Consider the following 21,873-nt stretch of genomic DNA (forward strand, 5'->3'; position numbering starts at 1 on the left):
TTTGCGCTTCATCAAATCCAATGGTGAATGACAGAACTCTTACTTGCGGGGGTTCTTGATAGCAGCCTGAGCAGCAGCCAGACGGGCGATAGGCACACGGAAGGGAGAGCAGCTGACGTAATCCAGACCAACGTTGTGGCAGAACTCCACGCTCGTGGGGTCGCCGCCGTGCTCGCCGCAGATGCCCAGACCCAGATCGGGGCGGGTCTCACGACCGTCGTGGGCAGCCATCTTGACCAGCTTGCCGACGCCGACCTGATCCAGATGCTGGAACGGATCGCTCTCGTAGATCTTGTTCTCGTAGTATGCGCCCAGGAACTTGGCAGCGTCATCACGGCTGAAGCCGAAGGTCATCTGGGTCAGGTCGTTGGTGCCGAAGCTGAAGAACTCAGCCTCCTTGGCGATCTCGCCGGCAGTCAGGGCTGCGCGGGGGATCTCGATCATGGTACCGACCTGATACTTCATGTCAACGCCGGCAGCAGCGATCAGCTCGTCAGCAACCTTGACGACAACGTCCTTGACGAACTTCAGCTCCTTGACCTCGCCGACCAGCGGGATCATGATGTGCGGAGTGATCACATGACCGGTCTCAGCAGAGACGTTCAGGGCAGCCTTGATCACAGCGCGGGTCTGCATAGCAGCGATCTCGGGGTAGGTAACAGCCAGACGGCAGCCACGGTGACCCATCATGGGGTTGAACTCGTGCAGAGAAGCAACCACGTTCTTCAGGTCTTCGTAGGTCATGCCCATGTCGGCAGCCAGTTCCTTGATGTCCTCGTCCTTGGTGGGCAGGAACTCGTGCAGGGGCGGGTCCAGATAACGGATGGTCATCGGGCGCTCACCCATGATGCGGTACATGGCCTCGAAGTCGCCCTGCTGGAACGGCTCGACCTTGGCCAGAGCAGCCTCGCGCTCTTCCACGGTGCGTGCGCAGATCATCTCGCGGACAGCCTTGATGCGGTCCTCAGCGAAGAACATGTGCTCGGTACGGCACAGGCCGATGCCCTCAGCACCCAGATCCACTGCCTGCTGTGCGTCACGCGGGTTATCAGCGTTGGTCATGACCAGCAGCTGACGTGCTGCGTCTGCCCAGCCCATGAAGCGGTTGAAGTTCTTGTTGCCGGTAGCGGCCACGGTAGCGACCTGCTCGCCGTAGATGTTGCCGGTGGAGCCGTCGATGGAGATCCAGTCGCCCTCGACGAACTTATGGCCGTTGATCTCGAAGGTCTTTGCCTCCTCATCGATCTTGACCTCGTTGTCGTTGCCGCAGCCGGAGACACAGCAGGTGCCCATACCACGGGCAACAACGGCTGCGTGGCTGGTCATACCGCCGCGGACGGTCAGGATGCCCTGAGAGACCTGCATACCCACGATATCCTCGGGGCTGGTCTCCAGACGCACCAGAACGACCTTCTTCATCTTGCCGGACTTGACCATCTCCTCTGCCTCTTCAGCAGTAAAGACGATCTGGCCGCAGGCAGAACCGGGAGAAGCTGCCAGGCCCTTGCCGACGACCTCTGCAGCCTTCAGGGCAGCAGCGTCGAACTGGGGATGCAGCAGGGTATCCAGCTGCTTGGGCTCCACGCGCAGGACAGCCTCCTGCTCGGTGATCATGCCCTCGTCCACCAGATCGCAGGCGATCTGCAGAGCAGCCTGTGCGGTACGCTTGCCGTTACGGGTCTGCAGCATATACAGGTGGCCATCCTCGATGGTGAACTCCATATCCTGCATATCGCGGAAGTAGTTCTCCAGACGGGTAGCGATCTCAACAAACTGATCGTACACCTCAGGCATCTGATCCTTCAGGTGGCTGATGGGAGAAGGAGTGCGCACGCCGGCAACAACGTCCTCGCCCTGTGCATTGATCAGGTACTCGCCCATCAGCTTCTTAGCGCCGGTGGCGGGGTCACGGGTGAAAGCAACGCCGGTGCCGGAACGGTCGCCGGAGTTACCAAAGGCCATCTGCTGCACGTTGACAGCGGTGCCCCACTCGTAGGGGATCTCGTTCATCTTACGGTAGACGTTTGCACGGGGGTTATCCCAGCTGCGGAACACGGCCTTGACAGCCTCGATCAGCTGATCGCGGGGGTCCTGCGGGAAGGGACGGCCTTCGTTCTCCTCGTAGATCTTCTTGAAGGTGCCGACCAGTTCCTTCAGGTCGTCAGCAGTCAGGTCCACGTCGTTCTTGACGCCCTTGGCTTCCTTCATCTTGTCGATCTCGACCTCGAACAGGCTCTTCGGGACCATCATAACGACATCGGCGAACATCTGCACGAAGCGGCGGTAGCAGTCGTATGCAAAGCGGGTGTTGCCGGTCTTTTTAGCCAGACCCTCAACAGCCTCGTCGTTCAGGCCCAGGTTCAGGATGGTGTCCATCATACCGGGCATGGACTGACGTGCGCCGGAACGGACGGAGACCAGCAGGGGGTTGGTGTTGTCGCCGAACTTCTTGCCGGTGATCTTCTCCAAGCCCTTGAGGTGCTCAAAGATGTCAGCAGTGATTTCGTCATTGATCTGACGGCCGTCTGCGTAATACTGGGTGCAGGCATCGGTAGTGATGGTGAAGCCCTGCGGCACCGGCATACCGGCTGCGGTCATCTCGGCCAGACCGGCACCCTTGCCGCCCAGCGTGTTCTTCATGGTGACCTTGTCACCGCCGAAAGCTTCATTGCCTTCGCTGAAGTAGTACAGATACTTTTTGCTCATGCGTTGTTTACCTCCCATTCGTGACCGGCGGCATGGCAGCCGCGGTCTCATCGTTTGCCTTGTCTTGAACGTACGATGAACATTGTTTTGTGAATGCTAAACTATTATACCAGAAAATCCACTCCTTTCCACCATGCAAAATCCCGAATTTGTCTGTTATTTTTTATGCAAATCCCTTGAAATTTGCTAAGTTTTAAGGTAGTATAGAATGGGAGAAAGTTCGAGAGGTTTTTTGTTTATACACGCGATTTCTCGTCCTGTTGGATACAACTTTCTATCCCTGTAACTTTTTCATTTTTATTTTGTCGGAACAAAGCTTTCCGCAGCGGAGATGCTGGGCGGACAGGCAACAATTTTCCGGTCGCCTTTTCTGTCTCTCTTCCGCCGCGCGCTTTGGTGGGAAGGGAGATTTTTTTCATGCAGAATCCTATTTCTGAACAGGCCCGCGCCGCAGCTTTGGCACAGCTGGATGCCGCCGAGGCTGCCCGCGAGGACATCCTTGTGCAGCACATTGCAAACGGCGTCGTCATCGACAGCCGCACCGTGCAGATCGACCCGGAGGTGGTCATTGCCCCGGGCGCTGTGATCCTTGCGGGCACCATCCTGCGGGGCAAGACGGTCATCGGCGCAGGCTGCGTCATCGGCCCCAACACCCTGATCGAGGACAGCACCGTGGATGAAGGCACCACCGTAAACGCCAGCCAGATCTACGGCAGCCACATCGGCCCCCACAACAACATCGGCCCCTTCACCCATGTGCGAGTGAACACCGTCACCGACTACGGCGTGCATCTGGGCGCCTATGTGGAGACCAAGAACTCCAACTTTGCCCGCGGCAACACCGTGAGCCACCTGACCTACATCGGCGACAGCGATGTGGGCAAGTACTGCAACTTCGGCTGCGGCACCGTCACCTGCAACTACGACGGCAAGGATAAGTTCCGCACCCAGATCGGCGATTACTGCTTCATCGGCTGCAACACCAACCTTGTGGCCCCGGTCAAGGTGGGCGATGGTGCCTACACCGCCGCCGGCAGCACCATCACCAAGGATGTGCCCGCACAGGCATTGGGCATTGCCCGGGAGCGCCAGACCAATCTGGACGGCTGGGCAGAGCCCAAGATGGAAGCCTACATCGCAAAAAAGCAGAAGCTGGAAAACGAGCAGAGCAAGTAAACCTCTGCCGGAAGGGAGCCATGTATGAAGTCTGAAAGCTTTCGCAAGCAGGCGCTGAGCCTTGTCCTTTTCTTCGCGGCTGTTGCCGCCGTGTTCGTCCTGACCCGCCTGCGCAGCGACCCCGCCAAAAAGCAGGCCGAGTTCGTGGTGCAGCAGCTGCTCTCCTGCTCCTCTGCCGTAGAGCAGGCCGTGGATGCCGCCGCGCCCGCCGGCAGTGAACCGGGGCTTGCCGCAGCGGACACCGATGGGCTGTACGCCTTTCTTCAGGCGCAGCTGGGCGATACCATGACAGCCGACTGCCTGAACAAAATCATGGCGAACCGTCTGCCCACCCGCATCACCGCGCTGGCCGGGCAGTCCGGCGACAAGCTGGTGCCCGCCGACCTCACCCTGAAAAAGCGCGCCGGGGCAGAAAACTGCTACGACTTTTCCGCCGCCCTGCTGACCGCTACGGACAGCACCGCCGCCGCGCAGGTGTCCGGCACCATCACCATGGTGAAGGAGGACGGCCGCTGGAAGGCCTCTGCCATCACGCTGAACCTGTAATATAATGTTTTTCTGCCCCTGTGCCCTGCGGCATGGGGGCATTTTTTGCTTATAATGTATATCTTTTTGCGCGCGCGTATGTTATACTTAGATGTTGTATCACACTATTATCAGGAAAAGGTATTATCATATCATGAATGAAAACGATATCTGGCTCATTGCAGGGCTGGGCAACCCCGAAGCAAAGTACGATGGCACCCGCCACAACGCCGGTTTTGCCGCGCTGGACGCGCTGGCCGACAAGTGGAACATCTCTGTGGGCAAAACCAAGTTCCAAGGCCTGTGGGGACAGGGCGAGGTGAATGGCCACAAGGTGGTGCTGCTAAAGCCCCTGACCTACATGAACCTTTCCGGCGATTCCATCGCCCCTATGGCGGGCTTTTTCAAGATCCCTGCCGACCATGTGCTGGTGCTGTGCGATGACATCACCCAAGCCCCCGGCAAGCTGCGCATCCGTCCCTCCGGCTCTGCGGGCGGGCATAACGGCCTGAAAAGCATCATTGCCCGGCTGGGCGGGGAGAATTTCCCCCGCATCCGCATCGGCATCGGCGCAAAGCCCCACCCGGACTACGACCTTGCCGCATGGGTGCTGGGCAAGTTCCCGCCAGAGGACGCCAAGGCCATCGCCGACCGCTACCCCGACCTTGAAGCCGCCGCAAAGCTCATCATGGACGGCAAGCTCAGTCTGGCACAGAGCAAGTATAACGGGTAAAAATCATTCTCCCGCATCCTGACAGGAAAGGAGGTTTTTCCATGTACGAAGCCTTACTCAAGGCCACACCGGAATATCAGAAGGTCGCCGCAAGCTTTGGCTCCGCAGGGCCGGCGGCGCTGTTCGGTCTGCCGCCCGCAGGCCGGGCACTGCTGTATGCCGCCCTGCAAAAGGACCTTGGGCGGGTGCTGTGCATCGTGACCCCCGGCGAAGCCGAAGCCACCCGCTTTGCGGACGACCTCAAGGCGCTGGGGCTTACTGCTGCGGTGTTCCCGCCCCGGGATTTTATGCTGCGCCCGGTGGAGGGCGCAGGCCGCGAGTACGAGTACCGCCGCCTTTCGGTGCTGGGTGCACTGGCAGGCGGGCGGCTGCAGGCCGTCTGCGTGCCCGCCGAAGCCCTTTTGCAGTACACCGTGCCCCGGGCTGAGTTCATCCAGAATACCCTCACCTTAAAGCCCGGCATGGTGTATAACCGCGAAGCGCTGGTGGCGCGGCTGTTTGCCGCCGGGTATGTGCGGCGCAGTCAGGTGGACGGCCCGGGACAGTTCAGCGTGCGCGGCGATATCGTGGATATCTACGCGCCGGATATGCGTCAGCCCGCCCGCGTGGAGTACTGGGACGACGAGATCGATTCCATGTCCTCCTTTGACCTGCTGACCCAGCGGCGGGACGGCGCACTGGAAAAAATATACCTCTCCCCTGCCCGCGAGGTGCTGTTCGGCAGCACCGCCGAGACCGCCGAGGCGCTGCGCAGCGCCATCAAAAAGGCGCGCGGCAAGCACCGCACCGCGCTGGAAAAGGCCACCGAAGCCGACCTTTCCCAGCTGGATTCCGGCATGATGCCGGAGGCCATGGATAAATATTACGGCATCCGCTACCCCACCCCCGCCACGCTGCTGGATCATCTGGACGCACCGCTGTTCATTCTGGACGAAGTGGGCGGCATCCGGGATGCCCAAAAGGCCACTGAGTTCCGCCGCAGCGAGGAGCTGACCGGACTGCTGGAAGAGGGCGTGCTCTGCCCCGGGCTGGATGTGCTGTACCAGACCATGGATGATCTTGTCATTGCTGCCCAGAACCACAGCACCCTGCTGTGCGAGAACTTTCTGCGCGGGATGAACGAGTTCAAGCTGAAAGACCTCATCAACGCCGAAGCCTTTGCCGCCCCCAACTGGAACGGCGACCTTGCCTCCCTGCGGGAGGACTTAGACCCGCTCATCGCTCAAGGCTACGCCGTTACCCTGTTTGCCGGTACGCCCAAGGGCGCAGCTGCCCTGACCCGCGACCTTGCCGACAAGGGCTATTCCGTGAGCATGAGCCGGGATGTGCGCCCCGCCAAGGGCATTTTGCAGGTGCTGCCCGGACACCTGACCGCCGGGTGTACCTTCCCCTTTGCCCACGCAGCGGTGCTTTCCAGCCGCCGCCACGGGCTGGACGAGGAAGCCGCCGCCGAAGCCAAAAAGCGCAAGAAGAATAAAAACGCCCTGTCCAGCCTTTCGGACATCAAGCCCGGGGACTATGTGGTGCACCAGAGCCACGGCATCGGGATGTACGCCGGCATCCAGCGGCTGGAGGTGCAGGGCGCTACCAAGGACTACCTCAAGGTGCAGTATTCCGGCTCAGACGTGCTGTATGTGCCGGTGACCCAGCTGGACCTGCTCAGCCGCTACACCGCCCCCGGTGACGAGGAAAAGGTAAAGCTTGCAAAGCTGGGCGGCACCGAGTGGCAGCGCACCCGCGCCAAGGTGAAAAAGGCCACCGAGGAGATGGCGCAGGAGCTGATCGAGCTTTACGCCCGCCGCCGTCAGGCCACGGGCTACGCCTTCCCGCCGGACGGCGACTGGCAGCGGGACTTTGAGACCCGCTTTGACTACGACGAGACCGACGACCAGCTGCACGCCACCGCCGAGATCAAGCAGGACATGGAAAAGGGCTACCCCATGGATCGGCTGCTCTGCGGCGATGTGGGCGTGGGCAAGACCGAGGTGGCGCTGCGCGCCGCCTTCAAGTGCATCATGGGCGGCAAGCAATGCGCCCTGCTGGCACCCACCACCCTGCTGGCGTGGCAGCACTACAACACCCTGCTCTCCCGCATGGAGGCTTTTCCGGTGAAGATCGGGATGCTGTCCCGCTTCCGCACCGCAAAGCAGCAAAAGGAGACGTTGCGCGGCTTACAGGCCGGCAGCGTGGATATCGTGGTGGGCACCCACCGGCTGCTGTCCAAGGACGTAAAGTTCCACGACCTCGGTCTTGTCATCATCGACGAGGAACAGCGCTTCGGCGTGAAGCACAAGGAAAAGCTGAAGGAGAACTTCATCGGGGTGGATATGCTCACCCTGTCGGCTACCCCCATCCCCCGCACATTGAACATGGCAATGAGCGGCATCCGGGATCTTTCCACCATCGAGCAGCCGCCCATCGAGCGCCAGCCGGTGGAGACCTTTGTGCTGGAATATAACGACGTTATCCTTGCCGAAGCCATGAAGAAAGAACTTGCCCGGGGCGGGCAGGTGTACTACCTGCACAACCGGGTGGACAACATTGAATCCTGCGCCGCCCATGTCAGCCAGATGGTGCCGGGTGCGCGGGTAGGCATTGCCCACGGCAAGATGACTGAAGAAGAGCTGAACCCCGTGTGGCAGCACCTGCTGAACGGCGAGATCGACATTCTGGTCTGCACCACCCTCATCGAGACCGGCATTGATGTGCGCAACTGCAACACCCTCATCATTGAGGATGCCGACCGCATGGGTCTGGCACAGCTGTACCAGATCCGTGGGCGGGTAGGACGCTCCGGCCGCAAAGCCTACGCCTACTTCACCTTCCGCCGGGACAAGACCCTGACCGATATCGCCCAGAAGCGGCTTTCCGCCATCCGGGAGTTCACCGCTTTCGGCTCCGGCTTCCGCATCGCCATGCGGGATCTGCAGATCCGCGGCGCGGGCAGTCTGCTGGGGCACAGCCAGCACGGCCACATGGAAGCCGTGGGCTACGACCTCTACGTTAAAATGCTGGGACAGGCCATTGCCCGGGCGCGGGGCGAGCCTGTCCAGCGGGACAAGAGCGATTGTCTTGTGGACCTGCGGGTGGACGCCTTCATCCCGGAAAAGTATATCCCGGACGGCGCGGGGCGCATCGAAGCCTACAAGCGCATTGCCGCCATCCAGACCCCGGAGGACGCCGCCGATGTGCTGGACGAGCTCATTGACCGCTACGGTGACCCGCCGCCCTCGGTGAGTGATCTGGTCAACGTCTCCCTCGTCCGCGTGCAGGCCGCCGCCGTGGGCGTGTACGAGGTGACCCAGAAGAAGGACACCCTCGTGCTGAATCTGGAAACGCTGGAACTTGCCATGATCCGCGGCCTGCTGCAGGCTTTCAATGGCCGTGTCACCGCCGGAGCGGGCAGCAAACCCTATCTCTCGGTGGTATTGCAGCCGGACGAAAAGCCGCTGGAGCTGCTGCAAAGCATCCTGAAAGCCATGGATGCCATTTTGAACAACAAGGAGCCAAACCAATGAAAAAGAAACTGCTTGCGCTGGTATGCGCACTTGCACTGACCGTCAGCCTTGTGGGCTGCGCACTCTCCACCCCGGACACCGTGGGCAAGATCGGCGATTTTGAGGTGACCAGCGGCCTGTACCTGCTGGCGCAGTACGATGCCTACCAGCAGGCTGCGCAGCTGGCGGACTCTGAGCAGGACACCAGCAAGGTGAATTCCTTCCTCAAGGCCACCATCACCACCGATGCCGACACCGGCGAGACCGCCGTGGTAAAGGACTATGTGGCGCAAAAGACCCTTGAGACCTTGCAGACCCTTGCCGCCGTAGACGCCCGCTTTACTGAACTGGGCGGCCAGCTGACCGAGGAACAGAAGTCAGCTGCCGACAGCTACGCCCAGCAGCTGATGGATAACTACGGCGATGCCTACACTGCCAACGGCATCGGGCTGGAGACTTTGAAGCTGTTCCAGCAGCTGCAGTACAAGCAGGTCCTGCTGCTGGATCTTGTCTACGGCAAGGACGGCGAGACCCCTGTGGAGGACGGCGAGCTGACCGAGCATCTGGACAGCACCATGTACGAGATCGGCTTTATCACCGTGCCCCTGTACAACACCAGCACCTTCGCCTTTGCCAGCGATGACCAGAAGGCCGAGATGCTCTCCCTTGCCCAGAAGGCTGTGGACAGCTACAACGCCGCCGCCCCGGAGGACGCCTCCAGCCAGATGGCCGCCTTTAACAGCATCGCAAGCAGCGCACTGACCGATATTTGCGCCGTGCTGGATGCAGAGGTTCCCTCCACCAGCACCCTGCAGACCGACCTGCTGGGCGAGAGCGACCTGACCGACGCCTTTACGCAGGAGGGTGCCGCCGATACCCTGCGCGGCCTTGCCTACGGACAGGCAGCTGCCATCCAGTACACCGGCTACGCCATGATGCTGGCCGTCCGTCTGGACCCGCTGGGCGTTTCCACGCTGGATGCTCTGCGCAGCCAGATTTTGAGCGACATGAAGGGCGAGGAGCTGAACGATGCCCTTGCCGCCTACGGTGCCCAGCTGGACAGCACCCTGAGCAGCTCTGCCATGAGCAAGCTGCCCGCCGCCAAGATTGTGAACGCCACCAGCGCCAACAGCGCCAACAGCTAATGGCTTTGTAAAAACAACACGCCCGGGTTTTCCACATCCTTCCTGTGGAAGGTGGAAAACCCGGGCGTTGTTTTTATTTTATTACTTTTGCAAACTCTGCGGCAAGGGCAGCGTTCACCGAGCGGACGGCGTTGGCGTCCGGCTTGATGGCGGTGCGGTCGTAGGTAAACAGGCCGTTCACCTCGTCCTCCACGTCGGTCAGCTGGGTGTACACCAGCGCCGAAAGCCCTTTTTGCAGCTGCGGCAGCACCGTGCCCAGCTGCATTTTTTTGTACCGGGCGGTCAGCTCCTCCCGGCTTTTGGCTGTGCCGTAGCCGTAGGTCTTGCGGGGCGGCTCGTGCCCCGGCATGGGCCATGCAATGCCGCCGTACTCGCTCAGCGCCACGGTGCGCGTCTGCGGGCGCACCCGCAAAGGGTAGAAGTAGTTGTGCAGGGAGTATACATCCCCGCCGCCCTGATCGTACCAGCCGCTGGCTTCGTCTACAAGGCGGGTGTCGTCCAGCGCACGGATGGCCTGTACCGCCCCGGCGGCATCGTACTGTCCCCAGCCCTCGTTAAAGGGCACCCAGCAGCCCACGCAGGGGTGGCAGCGCAGCGCCTGCACCGTATCTTCCAGCTCCCGGCGGTATTCTTCCCGGCTGCTTTCGCTGCTCCGGCTCAGCAGTCCCCACAGGGGCGCTTTGTCCGGCAGACGGCGCATAAGCGGCTGCAAAACATTGGTCAGGTAGGTGACGAACCACAGGTTATACTTGCTGCCGCCGTTGACCATATCCTGCCAGACCACAAGCCCCAGCTTGTCGCAGTGGTAGTACCAGCGCTGCGGCTCAAGCTTTGCGTGCTTGCGCAGCAGGTTGTAGCCCAGCGCCTTTACCTCGCTCAGCTCCCGCTCCACCGCCGCATCCGAGGGCGGGGTATACAGCCCCTCCGGCCAGTAGCCCTGATCCAGCAGGCCGTTGAGCAGGATGGGCTTGTCGTTCAGGCAAAAGCGCAGCACGCCCCTTGCGTCCGGTGCGCAGCTCCACTTGCGCAGGGCAAAGTAGCTGTGCACGGTGTCGAACTGCTCTTCCTCTCCCTGCGTGGTGCCCACGGTCAAATCGTACAAAAAGGGTGTGTCCGGACTCCACGGGAAGAAATACTCGTCCGCAATATGCAGCGTCACCTCACCGTCTTGGCCGGTCTCATCGCTGCCCCAGTCCTCGGCAATGGTCACACCCCCGGCGCGCACTACAGCCCACAGGTTCGCCGCGCCGCCGGGCGCAGAGGTATGGGCTTTCACAGTCACGGTGCGGGCATCGTAGTCCGGCGTAACGGTGAGAGACTGGATGTAATTTTCCGGCACACGCTCCAGCCAGACCGTCTGCCAGATGCCGCTCTGCGCGGGGTAGAACATCCCGCCGGGCTGCAAGGTCTGCTTGCCCCGCGCCTGTGTGCCGTGGCCGGTGGGGTCCTGCACCGCCACCCACAGGCTGTTGCGGCCTGTGCCGTTGAGCTGCGCGGTGATATCCAGCGTAAAGGGCCAGTAGCCGCCCCGGTGACCGCCCACCAGATGGCCGTTCACCTGCACGGCACAGGCGTAGTCCACTGCACCGAAATGCAGCAGCACCCGTCCGCCCGTCCCGGCGGGCGGCGCAAAGTATCGGTGGTAGTGCAGCCACTGCCCGGGCTGCAATGTGCGCCCCACCCCGGAGGCGCGGCACTCCGGCGCGTAGGGCACCAGGATCTCACCATCCCAGCCCGCCGGGCGCTGTGCCGAAGCGGTGATGGCGTACTGCCACGGGCCGTTCAGGTTCTCGTAGCTGTCCCGGCGCATGGCGGGGCGGGGATATTCCGTCAAAGGATGCATACACTCACCAGCCTTTTCTACTCGTTTGCTCCATTCTAGCACAGCCCGGGGCGTTTGTATACCGGGGAGCGGACGATTTTGAATGGCCGCCGCGTAGCTCTGGCCATCTTCAGCGGAAAATTATTTTTATATTTGCAATTCTGGAAAATCTGCGGATTTTCCAGAATTGCTTCTTTATGAGAGCAAAAAACGCCGCCGCACGGCGGCATGGCTGTGCGGCGGCTTTGTGAGAAGGTTGGAAATTGCTTAGTTCTCGGCCAGATTACCGGTATAAAGCTGGTAATACTTGCCCTTTTTAGCGATCAGCTCGTCGTGGCTGCCGCGCTCGATGATGCGGCCCTGTTCCAGCACCACGATGCAGTCTGCATTGCGGACGGTGGACAGGCGGTGCGCGATGACAAAGCTGGTGCGGCCGTACATCAGGCCGTCCATACCGCGCTGCACCAGCGCTTCGGTGCGGGTATCAATGGAGGAGGTCGCCTCGTCCAAAATCAGCACCGGCGGGTCTGCCACGGCTGCGCGGGCAATGGCAAGCAGCTGGCGCTGTCCCTGCGAGAGGTTAGCGCCATCGCCGGTCAGCATAGTGTTGTAGCCCTCCGGCAGGCGCTTGATAAAGCCATCGGCGTTGGCAAGGCGGGCGGCGGCGATGCACTCCTCATCGGTGGCCTCCAGCCGTCCGTAGCGGATGTTCTCCATCACCGTGCCGGTAAACAGGTGGGTGTCCTGCAGCACGATGCCCAGCGAGCGGCGCAGGTCGGCTTTTTTGATCTTGTGGATGTTGATGCCGTCGTAGCGGATCTTGCCCTCCTGAATATCGTAGAAGCGGTTGATCAGGTTGGTGATGGTGGTCTTGCCCGCGCCGGTAGAGCCGACAAAGGCGATCTTCTGTCCCGGACGGCCATACAGGTTGATGTCATGCAGCACCGTCTTTTCCGGCACATAGCCAAAGTCCACGTCCGTAAAGGTGATGTCACCCGCCAGCTTGTGGTAGGTGGTAGTGCCGTCGTGGTGGGGGTGCTTCCACGCCCAGATGCCGGTGCGCTCGTTCGTCTCCACCAGCTGGTCGTTGCGGTCGTACTTGGCGTTCACCAGCGTCACATAGCCCTCGTCGGTCTCGCTGGGCTCGTCCATCATCTTGAAGATACGCTCGGCACCGGCCAGTGCCATGATGACGCTGTTGGCCTGCATGGACACCTGACTGATGGGCATATTGAAGCCCTTGTTCAGGCTGAGGAAGGCCACCACGGTGCCAAGTGTCATGCCTCCGACACCGCCCACGGCCATGGCTGCACCAACCAGCGCGCAGATGGCGTAGCTGATGTTGCCCAGCTGGGCGTTGACCGGCATCATGATGTTGGAGAAGGCGTTGGCCTGTTTGGCGCTTTCCTTCAGCTGGTCGTTCAACTCACGGAAGCCGGCAAGGGTCTGCTGCTCGTGAGTGAACACCTTGACCACCTTCTGGCCTTCCATCATCTCCTCGATGTAGCCGTTCACCTTGCCCAGATCCCGCTGCTGCTGGATGAAGTACTTGGAGGAGCTTTTTGCGATCTGCTTGGAGCAGAACAGCATCAGCGCCACCATGAGCATGGTAACGATGGTCAGCTGCCAGCTGAGCATACACATACTGAAGAACACCGATACGATGGTGATGACGCTGGACACCAGCTGCGGGATGCTCTGGCTGAGCATCTGGCGCAGGGTATCCACATCGTTGGTGTACACGGACATGATATCGCCGTGAGGATGAGTATCAAAATACCGGATGGGCAGGCTTTCCATGTGGGTGAACAGCTTGGTGCGCAGATTGCGCAGCGTGCCCTGCGTTACGTTGACCATGATGCGGGCGTTGGCCCATGCGGCCAGAATGCCCACAAGGTAGATGCAGCACATCCGCACCAATGCACCGGCCAGTGGTGCAAAGCTGGGGTTCTGCTGGCGGGTCATGGGTACGATGTAATCGTCCATCAAAGTCTGCAAGAACAGGCTGGCCTGCACATTGGCCAGCGCGCTGACCACGATGCAGACAAGCACAAGGATGCAGTGGGGCAGATAGTTGCGGAACACCTCATCCATAATGCGCTTCAGCAGCTTGCCCGGGTTTTCCACCTTGGGGCGCGGCCCCCGTGCGCCCCGCGGGCCGGGGCCATGTACTTCTTTTACTGCCATTACTGCGCACCTCCCTGCTTGTCAAAATCGCCGCCGCCCTGCGTCTGGCTGTTGTAGACCTCCTGATAGATGGCATTGGTCGCCAGCAGCTCTGCGTGGGTGCCCAGACCGTTGATCTGGCCGTTCTCCAGCACCAGAATGCGGTCTGCATCCTGCACCGAGGAAATGCGCTGTGCAATGATGATCTTGGTCGTGCCGGGGATCTCCTCCCGGAAGGCCTTGCGGATCTTGGCATCGGTCGCGGTATCCACGGCGCTGGTGGAGTCGTCCAAAATCAGCACCTTGGGCTTGCGCAGCAGGGCGCGGGCGATGGTCAGGCGCTGCTTCTGGCCGCCGGACACGTTGGAACCGCCCTGCTCGATCCATGTATTGTACTTATCCGGGAAGCACTGGATGAACTCATCCGCGCAGGCCAGCTTTGCCATGCGGATGCACTCTTCCTCGGTGGCGTTGGCATCGCCCCAGCGGAGGTTATCCAGAATAGTGCCGCTGAACAGCACATTCTTCTGCAGCACCATGGAGACCTCGCGGCGCAGCACGTCAAGGTTATAATCCCGCACGTCCACGCCGCCCACCCGCACGGTACCGCTCTCGGCATCGTACAGGCGGGGGATCAGCTGCACCAGACTGGACTTTGCACTGCCGGTGCCGCCGATGATGCCCAGCGTCTCGCCGGGTTGGATGGTAAAGCTGATATCGTTCAGCACCGGCTGACCGCTGCCGTGTTTATACTTGAAGGTAACGTGGTCGAACTGGATGCTGCCGTCTGCCACCTGCTGCACCGGCTGCTTTGCCGGGGGCAGGTCGGTGTGCTCGTCCAGCACCTCCACGATACGCTTGGCAGAGGCGGCGGACATAGCGATCATGACAAAGGCCGTGCTCAGCATCATCAGTGCCATAAGGATGTTCATGATATATCCGAACAGGGCGTTCAGCTGGCCGGTGGTAATAGCACCGTGCAGCACATATTTTGCGCCGAACCAGCTCAGCGCGATGTTGCAGCCGTACACCGCCACCAGCATGGCGGGGTTATTGAAGCTCAGGCGGCTTTCCGCGTTGACGAACTGCTTGTACAGGCTCTCGCAGGCAGCAGTATATTTTTCGTTCTCGAAGCCCTCGCGCACGAAGCTCTTGACCACGCGGATGGCAGAGACATTCTCCTGCACCGAGGCGTTGAGGTTATCGTAGTTCTTGAACACACGGTCAAAGATGTGGAAGGTAGGGATCATGATGGCAGCCAGCACCGCCACCAGAAAGGCCACCGCCACCACGAACACCAGCGACAGCGGGCCGCCGATGATCACAGCCATGAACATTGCAAACACCAGATGCACCGGGGCGCGCACGCACATGCGCAGGATCATCTGGAAAGCGTTCTGCACGTTGGTCACGTCGGTGGTCATGCGGGTGACAAGACCTGCCGTGGAGAATTTGTCGATGTTGGAAAAAGAGTAATGCTGGATGTTTTCATACATGGCATCGCGCAGATTTCCGGCAAAGCCGGTGGATGCCTCGGCGGCGTACTTGCCCGCCAGCACGCCCAGCACCAGCGCAATGGCTGCCACCAGAAAGGTAAGCAGGCCGTAGCGGATGATGGCGTTCATATCGCCCTTTTCAATGCCCTGGTCGATGATAAAGGCCATGATGGTGGGCAGCAGCACATCCATAATGGCTTCCAGCGCAGCAAAGAGCGGTGTCTTGATCGAGGCGGCTTTATACTCGCCCAGATGCGACACAAGCTTTTTGATCATCTGAGTTCCCTCCTGTTGAATTTATTTGTTTGGTACAAAACAATTTTATACATAACAATTTAAATGTCAAGACGTTTCGTAAAATGTTCATAATTGCTAATTTAACAAGTCCTTTTTCGGCGCTTTGACGGAAAAGATCGTTATTTCAGTGCTTCCCGCAGCTTGTTCAGCAGCCGCAGCAGTTCTGCGTTCTCCTCCTCGGTCAGCAGTCCGGCCACATAGTCGTCGGTCTGGTGGAAGGACAGCAGGGTCTTTTCGTGCCGTTGGATGCCCTCCTCGGTCAAAACCAGCTGCTTGAGCCGGGCATCCTGCGGTACGCTCAGCCGCTGGATGTAGCCCTTGCGCTCCATCAGCTGCAAAATGTTCGTCACCGTGGAGCGGGTGATGGAAAATTCCCGCTCGATGTCCCGCTGGAACACCGGCTCGTCCCGGTGGCGGTAGAGATACTCAATGATCCACCCGTGCATGGGGGTGGTCTGCTCTACCCCGTTGGCGCGGGAAAACTGGTTCAGCCTGCGGAAGATCAGGTTATCCACCCGGTGCAGCTGGGCGGGGATGACCTGCGGCCCTTCCCACGGCGGGTCCAGCTTGCAGGGCTCTTCAATAGGGTGCTGTGTACACATAATGGTTTCCTCTATTCAAGTTGTTCGATGTGAAACTGTTTGATGCGATACATATATTACCCATCTCCCCGCCCCTTGTCAAGAGGGCGGGGCGCAAAAAAGGCCGCTGCGGAAAATTTTCCGCAGCAGCCTTGGTTTTTATGGATACGGGATACGCTTACAGCTTTTTGCCGGTCAGCAGCTCATAGGCCTCCAGATACTTGGCAATGGTCTTGTCAATGACATCCTGCGGCAGGTCGTAGTTGCTGTCGGGGTTGGCCTTCAGCCAGTCGCGGACGAACTGCTTGTCGAAGGAGGGCTGGCCGTGACCCGGCTCGTAGCCCTCCAGCGGCCAGAAGCGGGAGGAGTCCGGGGTCAGCATCTCATCGCCCAGCACCACGTTGCCGTCCTCGTCCAGACCAAACTCGAACTTGGTGTCGGCAATGATGATGCCGCGGGACAGTGCATACTCGGCGCACTTCTTGTACAGGGCAATGGTGTAGTCCCGCAGCTTGGTGGCGTACTCCAGACCGTGGCCGGGGAACTTCTTCTCCAGCACGTCGATGCTCTGCTCGTAGGAGATGTTCTCGTCGTGGTCACCGATCTCTGCCTTGGTGGAGGGGGTGTAGATGGGCTCGGGCAGCTTATCGGACTCCTGCAGGCCCTCGGGCAGCTGGATGCCGCACACCTTGCCGGTCTTTTGGTAGCTTGCCCAGCCGCTGCCGGTGATGTAGCCGCGCACGATGCACTCGATGGGCAGCATGGTCAGCTTGCGGCACATCATGCTGTTGCCGGTGAACTGGGGCTGGCGGAAGAACTCCGGCATATCCTGCACATCCACGCTCAACATGTGGTTGGGCAGCAGATCGCGGGTGTAATCGAACCAGAACTTGCTCATCTGGGTGAGCACGGTGCCCTTTTTGGTGACCTTGTTTTTCAGGATGACGTCAAACGCAGAAATGCGGTCGGTGGCAACCATGATCAGGCTGTCGCCATTGTCGTAGATCTCGCGGACTTTGCCTTCTTTGATGGGTTTGAACTCAGTCATAATCAAACACTCCATTTTTCCATGTTCTCAGCAGCGCATCAGCGCAGCGCAGTTCTTACCCTATTATTCTACCATACTGCCGCGCGGTTTAAAAGGAACAGAATAAAAGAAAAACAGGCAAGTTTTGTGTTTTTATCGTGAAAAGTGCGCAAAAAACAGTAGGAAATTTCGGCGTTTTGACGATAAAAGTCGTACTTTATCCCCAAATGCACGCACCTTTGCAAAATGCAGTCATGGACAAGCGCCGCCGGTTGCGGTATCATAGTAGTATGCGTATATCTGCGCTCCGCAGGGGCGCAAAAGTAAACAAGGAGGTAAAGAGTATGGGCAAATTTCCCAAGGGCTTTTTGTGGGGCGGCGCTACCGCCGCCAACCAGTGCGAGGGTGCATGGCAGGCAGACGGCAAGGGTCTGGCAACGGTGGACGTGACCCCCTTCGGCCCGGACCGTTTTCCGGTGGCAACGGGCTATATGGAAATGCTGGGCTGCGATGACGCACATTTCTACCCCAGCCACGAGGCCATTGACCTGTATCACCATTATAAAGAGGATATCGCCCTGTTTGCAGAGATGGGCTTCAAGTGCTTCCGGCTGTCCATTGCATGGACCCGCATCCTGCCCAACGGCGACGATGCTCAGCCCAACGAGGCAGGACTGGCCTTCTACGACAGCATTTTTGACGAGTGCCATAAGTACGGCATTGAGCCGCTGGTCACCATCTGCCACTTTGACACTCCCATTGCCCTCATCAAAAAATACGGCGGCTGGAAAGACCGCCGCATGGTGGACGCCTATGTCCACTACTGCGAGGTGCTGTTCGACCGCTTCAAGGGCAAGGTGAAGTACTGGCTCACCTTTAATGAAATCAACATGCTGCTGCACCTGTCCTTTACCGGCGCCGGGCTGGTATTCCACCCCGGCGAGAATGTGGAGCAGGTCAAGTATCAGGCCGCCCATCACGAGCTGGTGGCCAGCGCAAAGGCGGTAAAGCTGGCGCACGAAAAAATGCCGGACGCTATGGTGGGCTGTATGCTGGCGGCGGGTCAGTTCTACCCCCGCACCTGCGCCCCGGAGGATGTGCGGGCGGCGCAGGAGGCAGACCGGGACAACTACTTCTTTACTGACGTACAGGTGCGCGGCGCTTACCCCGTGTGGGCTAAAAAGCGGATGGAGCGCGCCGGGGTGCAGCTGCACACACAGTCCGAGGACGACCGCACGCTGCGGGAGGGCACGGTGGATTTTGTATCCTTCAGCTACTATTCCAGCCGCTGCATCACGGTGGATAAGGAGCTGATGGCGGCAGAGAATGCGGAAGGCAACGCCGTGTCTGCATCGGTGAAGAACCCCTACCTGAAAGTCAGCGAGTGGGGCTGGGCCATCGACCCGGTGGGTCTGCGGGTGACCCTGAACACCATTTACGACCGGTACGAAAAGCCTATGTTCATCGTGGAGAACGGTCTGGGTGCGGTGGATACCGTAGAGCCGGACGGCTCCATCCACGACAGCTACCGCATCGACTACCTGCGGGCGCACATCGAGGAGATGGAAAAGGCCGTCAATGAGGATGGTCTGCCGCTGATGGGCTACACCACATGGGGTCCCATCGACCTTGTGAGCGCCTCCACCGGCGAGATGAAAAAGCGGTACGGCTTTATCTATGTGGACAAGGACAACGACGGCAACGGCACCCTTGCCCGCAGCCGGAAGGACAGTTTTTACTGGTATAAAAAGGTCATCGCTTCAGACGGCGAGGACCTGACCTGAGCAAGCGCCCCGGCACTGTTTGCGGTATGGCAGCGCCGGGGCGTAAACGTGTGAGGACGAACCGATAACGGAGAAAATTTATGACACCACAAATCATTGCACACCGCGGTGCTTCCTATCTTGCACCGGAAAACACCCTGACTGCCTTTAAAAAAGCCATGGAGATTGGCGCGGACGGCGTAGAGATGGACGTACAGCAGACCATTGACGCCGGGCTTGTGATCCACCACGACTATATGATCGATCTGCACACGGATATTTCCGGCAAGATCTACGATATGACCATGGGCGATTTAAAGGAACTGGATTTTGGCAGCTGGAAGGACGCCATCTTTCAGGACGAGAAGATCGCCACCCTGCAGGAGGCCATGGAACTGTGCAGGCAGATGCCGGGATGCACCGTGCATCTGGAACTGAAATCCACCATGGACAACGACCCGGACTTTGTGCCCCGGGTGCTGGAGGTGCTGCAGCAGACCGAGATGGTAGAACAGGTGATCCTTGTTTCCTTCAACCACGCGCTGCTGCGGCAGGCAAAGCAGCTGCTGCCCGAACTGCGGGTGGGTGCACTGGTATACGGCGAGCTGGAAAGCATGCTGCTGCCGCCGCCCATCATCTGGAAGGATCTGGGACTGACCAACGGCATAGACGACATGGATGCCATGGACGCTGCCCTGCCGGAGAGCGCAGCAGACGAGGAAAATTGCAGCTGGATGACCCGCTGGATGAGCGATAAGGTAAGTATGCTGCGGGCAAACTTTCCCGGCGAGAGCCTGAACGAGATCTATAAAAACCTGTTGTCGCAACGGGATCTGCCCGCCTATATCAGCAGTCTGGACTTTGTGCCGGAGTGGGTCAGCTGTGAGTACCACACCGCCTACAAAAACGCCGGTTTCATTGACAAACTGCACGAGATGGGCATCAAGGTGTCTTTGTGGACGGTGGACACGGAAGATTCCGTCCGCAGCCTGCTGCGCACCAGCGCCGATGCCTACATCACCAACCGCCCCGACCGCGTGCGGGAGTGGATGGAGAAGGAACAGGCAGCGACCGCCCCAACAGAAACCGCCACGGCAGAGTCTGCCCCCACTGCTGAAGCAGACGCCGGGACAGCTGCCGCAGAGTAAACCGACCGGAACAGACACAAAAAAGAGATAGGCTTTCCCGAAAGGGATCGCCTATCTCTTTTTCATTCATTTTATTCTGCTGCGTCGGTCAGCACAAAGGTCAGCTCTGCGGTGACGGCGCACTTGCCGTCCACCCATGCCGAGGCCTTGCCTACGCCCACAGCGCCGTGCTGCTGTACCAGCTCGCAGTGGAGGGTGAGCACGTCCCCGGGGGTGACCTGCTTGCGGAAGCGGGCACTCTTGATGCCGCCGAACAGTGCCAGCTTGCCCTTGTTTTCCGGCAGGCTCAGCGCTGCCACAGCGCCGGTCTGTGCCAATGCTTCCAGCAGCAGCACGCCGGGCATGACCGGCTGCGCCGGGAAGTGGCCGTTGAAGAATTCCTCGTTGCGGGTGACGCACTTGCGGCCGATGGCCCACTGCCCCGGCTCGTAGTCCAGAACACGGTCCACGAGGGCAAAGGGGTAGCGGTGGGGCAGAATTTCTGCAATCTGCACGCTGCTCAGGGTGTTGGCGTTTTCACGCACGGTACGGGGTTCTGCCATGGGTCAGCCCTCCCATCTGCGCAAGGCGATGCAGGCGTTGTGGCCGCCAAAGCCCAAGCTGTTGCTCAGCGCGTACTGCATTTCCTGCTGCCGCCCGGTGTTGGGCACATAGTCCAGATCGCACTCCGGGTCGGGCTGGGCGTAGTGGATGGTGGGCGGGGCGAACTGGTCCCGCAGCGCCAGCGCGGTAAACACGGCCTCGATGCCGCCCGCGCCGCCCAGCAGATGGCCGGTCATGCTCTTGGTGCTGACCACGGTCATCTCCTTGGCGTGTGCGCCGAACACGGCGTGGATGGCGGCAGTCTCGCAGGCATCGTTCATGTGGGTGCCGGTGCCGTGGGCGTTGATGTGATCCACCTGCTCCGGTGCGATGTCGGCATCCACCAAGGTCAGCTTCATGCAGTCGATGGCACCTGCGCCGCCGGGAGCCGGAGCAGTAAAGTGATAGGCATCGCAGTTGGCACCGTAGCCCACCACCTCGGCATAGATGTGTGCGCCGCGCGCTCTTGCGTGCTCCAGTTCTTCCAGCACCAGCACACCGCTGCCCTCACCCATGACAAAGCCGCCGCGGCGGGCGTCAAAGGGCAGGCTGGCAGCGTCCGGATCGGTGGCGGTGGAAAGTGCCTTCATGCTGGTAAAGCCGCCGATGCCCAAGGGGCTGATGCAGCTTTCCGCGCCGCCGCAGACCATCACCGGCTCGTAGCCGTCCCGGATGCGGTGGAAGGCGTCGCCTACGGCGTTGGTGCCGCCGGCGCAGGCCGTGACCGGGCAGGTGCACATGCCCTTCAGACCAAAGCGGATGGCCACCTGTGCCGCCGCCATGTTGGCAATGGCCATGGGCACAAAGTAGGGGCTTACCTTCTCCATGCCCTTTTCCTCGCCGCGGGCGTGCTGCTCCTCGATCGTGGGCAGACCGCCGATGCCGCTGGACAGGATGACGCCGATGTCCTTGCCCTCGGCCTCGGTATCAAGGCCGCTGTCTGCAATGGCTTCGGCGGCAGCGCCCAGTGCCAGCAGGGTGAAGCGCGCCATTTTGCGGACTTCCTTTTTGTCCACCACGCTCTCGGGGTCAAAATCCTTTACCTCACCGGCCAGTTTGCACTTGAAGTCGGTGGTGTCGAACTGGGTGATGGGGCCGATGCCGCATTTACCGGCACGGGCTGCTGCCCAGCTGTCCGCCACATTGTTGCCCAGCGGGTTCACCGTGCCAAGGCCGGTGATCACAACTCTGCGTTTTTCCATAAGGGTT

The 21,873-nt window shown here is 60.1% G+C and carries 15 protein-coding genes; 7 read left to right on the plus strand and 8 right to left on the minus strand.

Annotated features, from left to right (window positions below; translation table 11 throughout):
* Positions 1 to 39 precede the first annotated feature (39 nt).
* The gene (ppdK, locus tag MTP43_RS12040; RefSeq protein WP_015537435.1) at positions 40 to 2,706 is read right to left on the minus strand and encodes a pyruvate, phosphate dikinase; all 2,667 of its coding nucleotides are present in this window, start codon (positions 2,704 to 2,706) and stop codon (positions 40 to 42) included.
* Between the two features lie 417 nt (positions 2,707 to 3,123).
* Between ppdK and MTP43_RS12045 the strand changes: the two genes are divergently transcribed.
* The 5 genes from MTP43_RS12045 to MTP43_RS12065 all read left to right on the plus strand — a co-directional run bounded on the left by MTP43_RS12045 (position 3,124) and on the right by MTP43_RS12065 (position 9,782).
* On the plus strand, positions 3,124 to 3,882 hold the full coding sequence (locus tag MTP43_RS12045) for a UDP-N-acetylglucosamine diphosphorylase (protein WP_005920954.1): 759 nt from the start codon (positions 3,124 to 3,126) through the stop codon (positions 3,880 to 3,882).
* A 24-nt stretch (positions 3,883 to 3,906) separates the two neighbouring features.
* The gene (locus MTP43_RS12050) at positions 3,907 to 4,428 is read left to right on the plus strand and encodes a hypothetical protein (RefSeq protein WP_005920958.1); all 522 of its coding nucleotides are present in this window, start codon (positions 3,907 to 3,909) and stop codon (positions 4,426 to 4,428) included.
* A 133-nt stretch (positions 4,429 to 4,561) separates the two neighbouring features.
* Complete coding sequence (gene pth, locus MTP43_RS12055) at positions 4,562 to 5,140, plus strand: aminoacyl-tRNA hydrolase (protein ID WP_249234863.1); 579 nt, start codon at positions 4,562 to 4,564, stop codon at positions 5,138 to 5,140.
* A 41-nt stretch (positions 5,141 to 5,181) separates the two neighbouring features.
* Positions 5,182 to 8,658: a transcription-repair coupling factor gene (gene mfd, locus MTP43_RS12060; protein WP_249234864.1), complete on the plus strand. Its 3,477-nt coding sequence runs from the start codon at positions 5,182 to 5,184 to the stop codon at positions 8,656 to 8,658.
* Positions 8,655 to 9,782: a foldase gene (locus MTP43_RS12065; RefSeq protein ID WP_249234865.1), complete on the plus strand. Its 1,128-nt coding sequence runs from the start codon at positions 8,655 to 8,657 to the stop codon at positions 9,780 to 9,782. The genes mfd and MTP43_RS12065 overlap by 4 nt, the downstream gene beginning before the upstream one ends.
* A gap of 73 nt (positions 9,783 to 9,855) precedes the next feature.
* Here MTP43_RS12065 and MTP43_RS12070 read toward each other — a convergent pair whose 3' ends face one another.
* From MTP43_RS12070 to MTP43_RS12090, 5 genes are all read right to left on the minus strand, one after another.
* Complete coding sequence (locus MTP43_RS12070; RefSeq protein ID WP_249234866.1) at positions 9,856 to 11,625, minus strand: glycoside hydrolase family 2 protein; 1,770 nt, start codon at positions 11,623 to 11,625, stop codon at positions 9,856 to 9,858.
* 246 nt (positions 11,626 to 11,871) lie between these two features.
* On the minus strand, positions 11,872 to 13,791 hold the full coding sequence (locus MTP43_RS12075; RefSeq protein WP_249234867.1) for an ABC transporter ATP-binding protein: 1,920 nt from the start codon (positions 13,789 to 13,791) through the stop codon (positions 11,872 to 11,874).
* Positions 13,791 to 15,542: an ABC transporter ATP-binding protein gene (locus MTP43_RS12080; protein WP_113620784.1), complete on the minus strand. Its 1,752-nt coding sequence runs from the start codon at positions 15,540 to 15,542 to the stop codon at positions 13,791 to 13,793. The genes MTP43_RS12075 and MTP43_RS12080 overlap by 1 nt, the downstream gene beginning before the upstream one ends.
* Positions 15,543 to 15,682: 140 nt before the next feature.
* Positions 15,683 to 16,165 carry a MarR family winged helix-turn-helix transcriptional regulator gene (locus MTP43_RS12085; protein WP_015537423.1) on the minus strand — a complete coding sequence of 161 codons (483 nt, stop codon included), beginning with the start codon at positions 16,163 to 16,165 and terminating at the stop codon, positions 15,683 to 15,685.
* A gap of 157 nt (positions 16,166 to 16,322) precedes the next feature.
* Positions 16,323 to 17,192, minus strand: coding sequence for a phosphoribosylaminoimidazolesuccinocarboxamide synthase (locus MTP43_RS12090; RefSeq protein WP_097785525.1), 870 nt, complete (start codon positions 17,190 to 17,192; stop codon positions 16,323 to 16,325).
* Between the two features lie 323 nt (positions 17,193 to 17,515).
* Here MTP43_RS12090 and MTP43_RS12095 point away from each other — a divergent pair, with 323 nt between their 5' ends.
* Positions 17,516 to 18,955, plus strand: a complete 1,440-nt coding sequence (locus tag MTP43_RS12095) for a 6-phospho-beta-glucosidase (protein WP_097785524.1) — start codon at positions 17,516 to 17,518, stop codon at positions 18,953 to 18,955.
* An 80-nt stretch (positions 18,956 to 19,035) separates the two neighbouring features.
* Positions 19,036 to 20,082, plus strand: a complete 1,047-nt coding sequence (locus MTP43_RS12100) for a glycerophosphodiester phosphodiesterase (RefSeq protein ID WP_113620783.1) — start codon at positions 19,036 to 19,038, stop codon at positions 20,080 to 20,082.
* A 71-nt stretch (positions 20,083 to 20,153) separates the two neighbouring features.
* Here MTP43_RS12100 and fabZ read toward each other — a convergent pair whose 3' ends face one another.
* Positions 20,154 to 20,624, minus strand: coding sequence for a 3-hydroxyacyl-ACP dehydratase FabZ (gene fabZ, locus MTP43_RS12105; protein WP_015537419.1), 471 nt, complete (start codon positions 20,622 to 20,624; stop codon positions 20,154 to 20,156).
* A 3-nt stretch (positions 20,625 to 20,627) separates the two neighbouring features.
* Complete coding sequence (gene fabF, locus MTP43_RS12110) at positions 20,628 to 21,866, minus strand: beta-ketoacyl-ACP synthase II (protein WP_117526406.1); 1,239 nt, start codon at positions 21,864 to 21,866, stop codon at positions 20,628 to 20,630.
* Between the last annotated feature and the right edge of the window lie 7 nt (positions 21,867 to 21,873).

Origin of the sequence: Faecalibacterium sp. IP-1-18, assembly GCF_023347355.1 — a bacterium.
Classification (GTDB): Bacteria; Bacillota; Clostridia; order Oscillospirales; family Ruminococcaceae; genus Faecalibacterium; species Faecalibacterium prausnitzii.

What these genes read in the sequence shown, in the direction of transcription:
- fabZ (WP_015537419.1), bottom strand. Translation starts at nt 20,624, where the DNA reads ATGGCAGAACCCCGTACCGTGCGTGAAAACGCCAACACCCTGAGCAGC.
- MTP43_RS12080 (WP_113620784.1), bottom strand. Translation starts at nt 15,542, where the DNA reads ATGATCAAAAAGCTTGTGTCGCATCTGGGCGAGTATAAAGCCGCCTCG.
- MTP43_RS12070 (WP_249234866.1), bottom strand. Translation starts at nt 11,625, where the DNA reads ATGCATCCTTTGACGGAATATCCCCGCCCCGCCATGCGCCGGGACAGC.
- MTP43_RS12050 (WP_005920958.1), top strand. Translation starts at nt 3,907, where the DNA reads ATGAAGTCTGAAAGCTTTCGCAAGCAGGCGCTGAGCCTTGTCCTTTTC.
- ppdK (WP_015537435.1), bottom strand. Translation starts at nt 2,706, where the DNA reads ATGAGCAAAAAGTATCTGTACTACTTCAGCGAAGGCAATGAAGCTTTC.
- MTP43_RS12085 (WP_015537423.1), bottom strand. Translation starts at nt 16,165, where the DNA reads ATGTGTACACAGCACCCTATTGAAGAGCCCTGCAAGCTGGACCCGCCG.
- MTP43_RS12095 (WP_097785524.1), top strand. Translation starts at nt 17,516, where the DNA reads ATGGGCAAATTTCCCAAGGGCTTTTTGTGGGGCGGCGCTACCGCCGCC.
- mfd (WP_249234864.1), top strand. Translation starts at nt 5,182, where the DNA reads ATGTACGAAGCCTTACTCAAGGCCACACCGGAATATCAGAAGGTCGCC.
- fabF (WP_117526406.1), bottom strand. Translation starts at nt 21,866, where the DNA reads ATGGAAAAACGCAGAGTTGTGATCACCGGCCTTGGCACGGTGAACCCG.
- MTP43_RS12045 (WP_005920954.1), top strand. Translation starts at nt 3,124, where the DNA reads ATGCAGAATCCTATTTCTGAACAGGCCCGCGCCGCAGCTTTGGCACAG.
- pth (WP_249234863.1), top strand. Translation starts at nt 4,562, where the DNA reads ATGAATGAAAACGATATCTGGCTCATTGCAGGGCTGGGCAACCCCGAA.
- MTP43_RS12090 (WP_097785525.1), bottom strand. Translation starts at nt 17,192, where the DNA reads ATGACTGAGTTCAAACCCATCAAAGAAGGCAAAGTCCGCGAGATCTAC.
- MTP43_RS12075 (WP_249234867.1), bottom strand. Translation starts at nt 13,791, where the DNA reads ATGGCAGTAAAAGAAGTACATGGCCCCGGCCCGCGGGGCGCACGGGGG.
- MTP43_RS12100 (WP_113620783.1), top strand. Translation starts at nt 19,036, where the DNA reads ATGACACCACAAATCATTGCACACCGCGGTGCTTCCTATCTTGCACCG.
- MTP43_RS12065 (WP_249234865.1), top strand. Translation starts at nt 8,655, where the DNA reads ATGAAAAAGAAACTGCTTGCGCTGGTATGCGCACTTGCACTGACCGTC.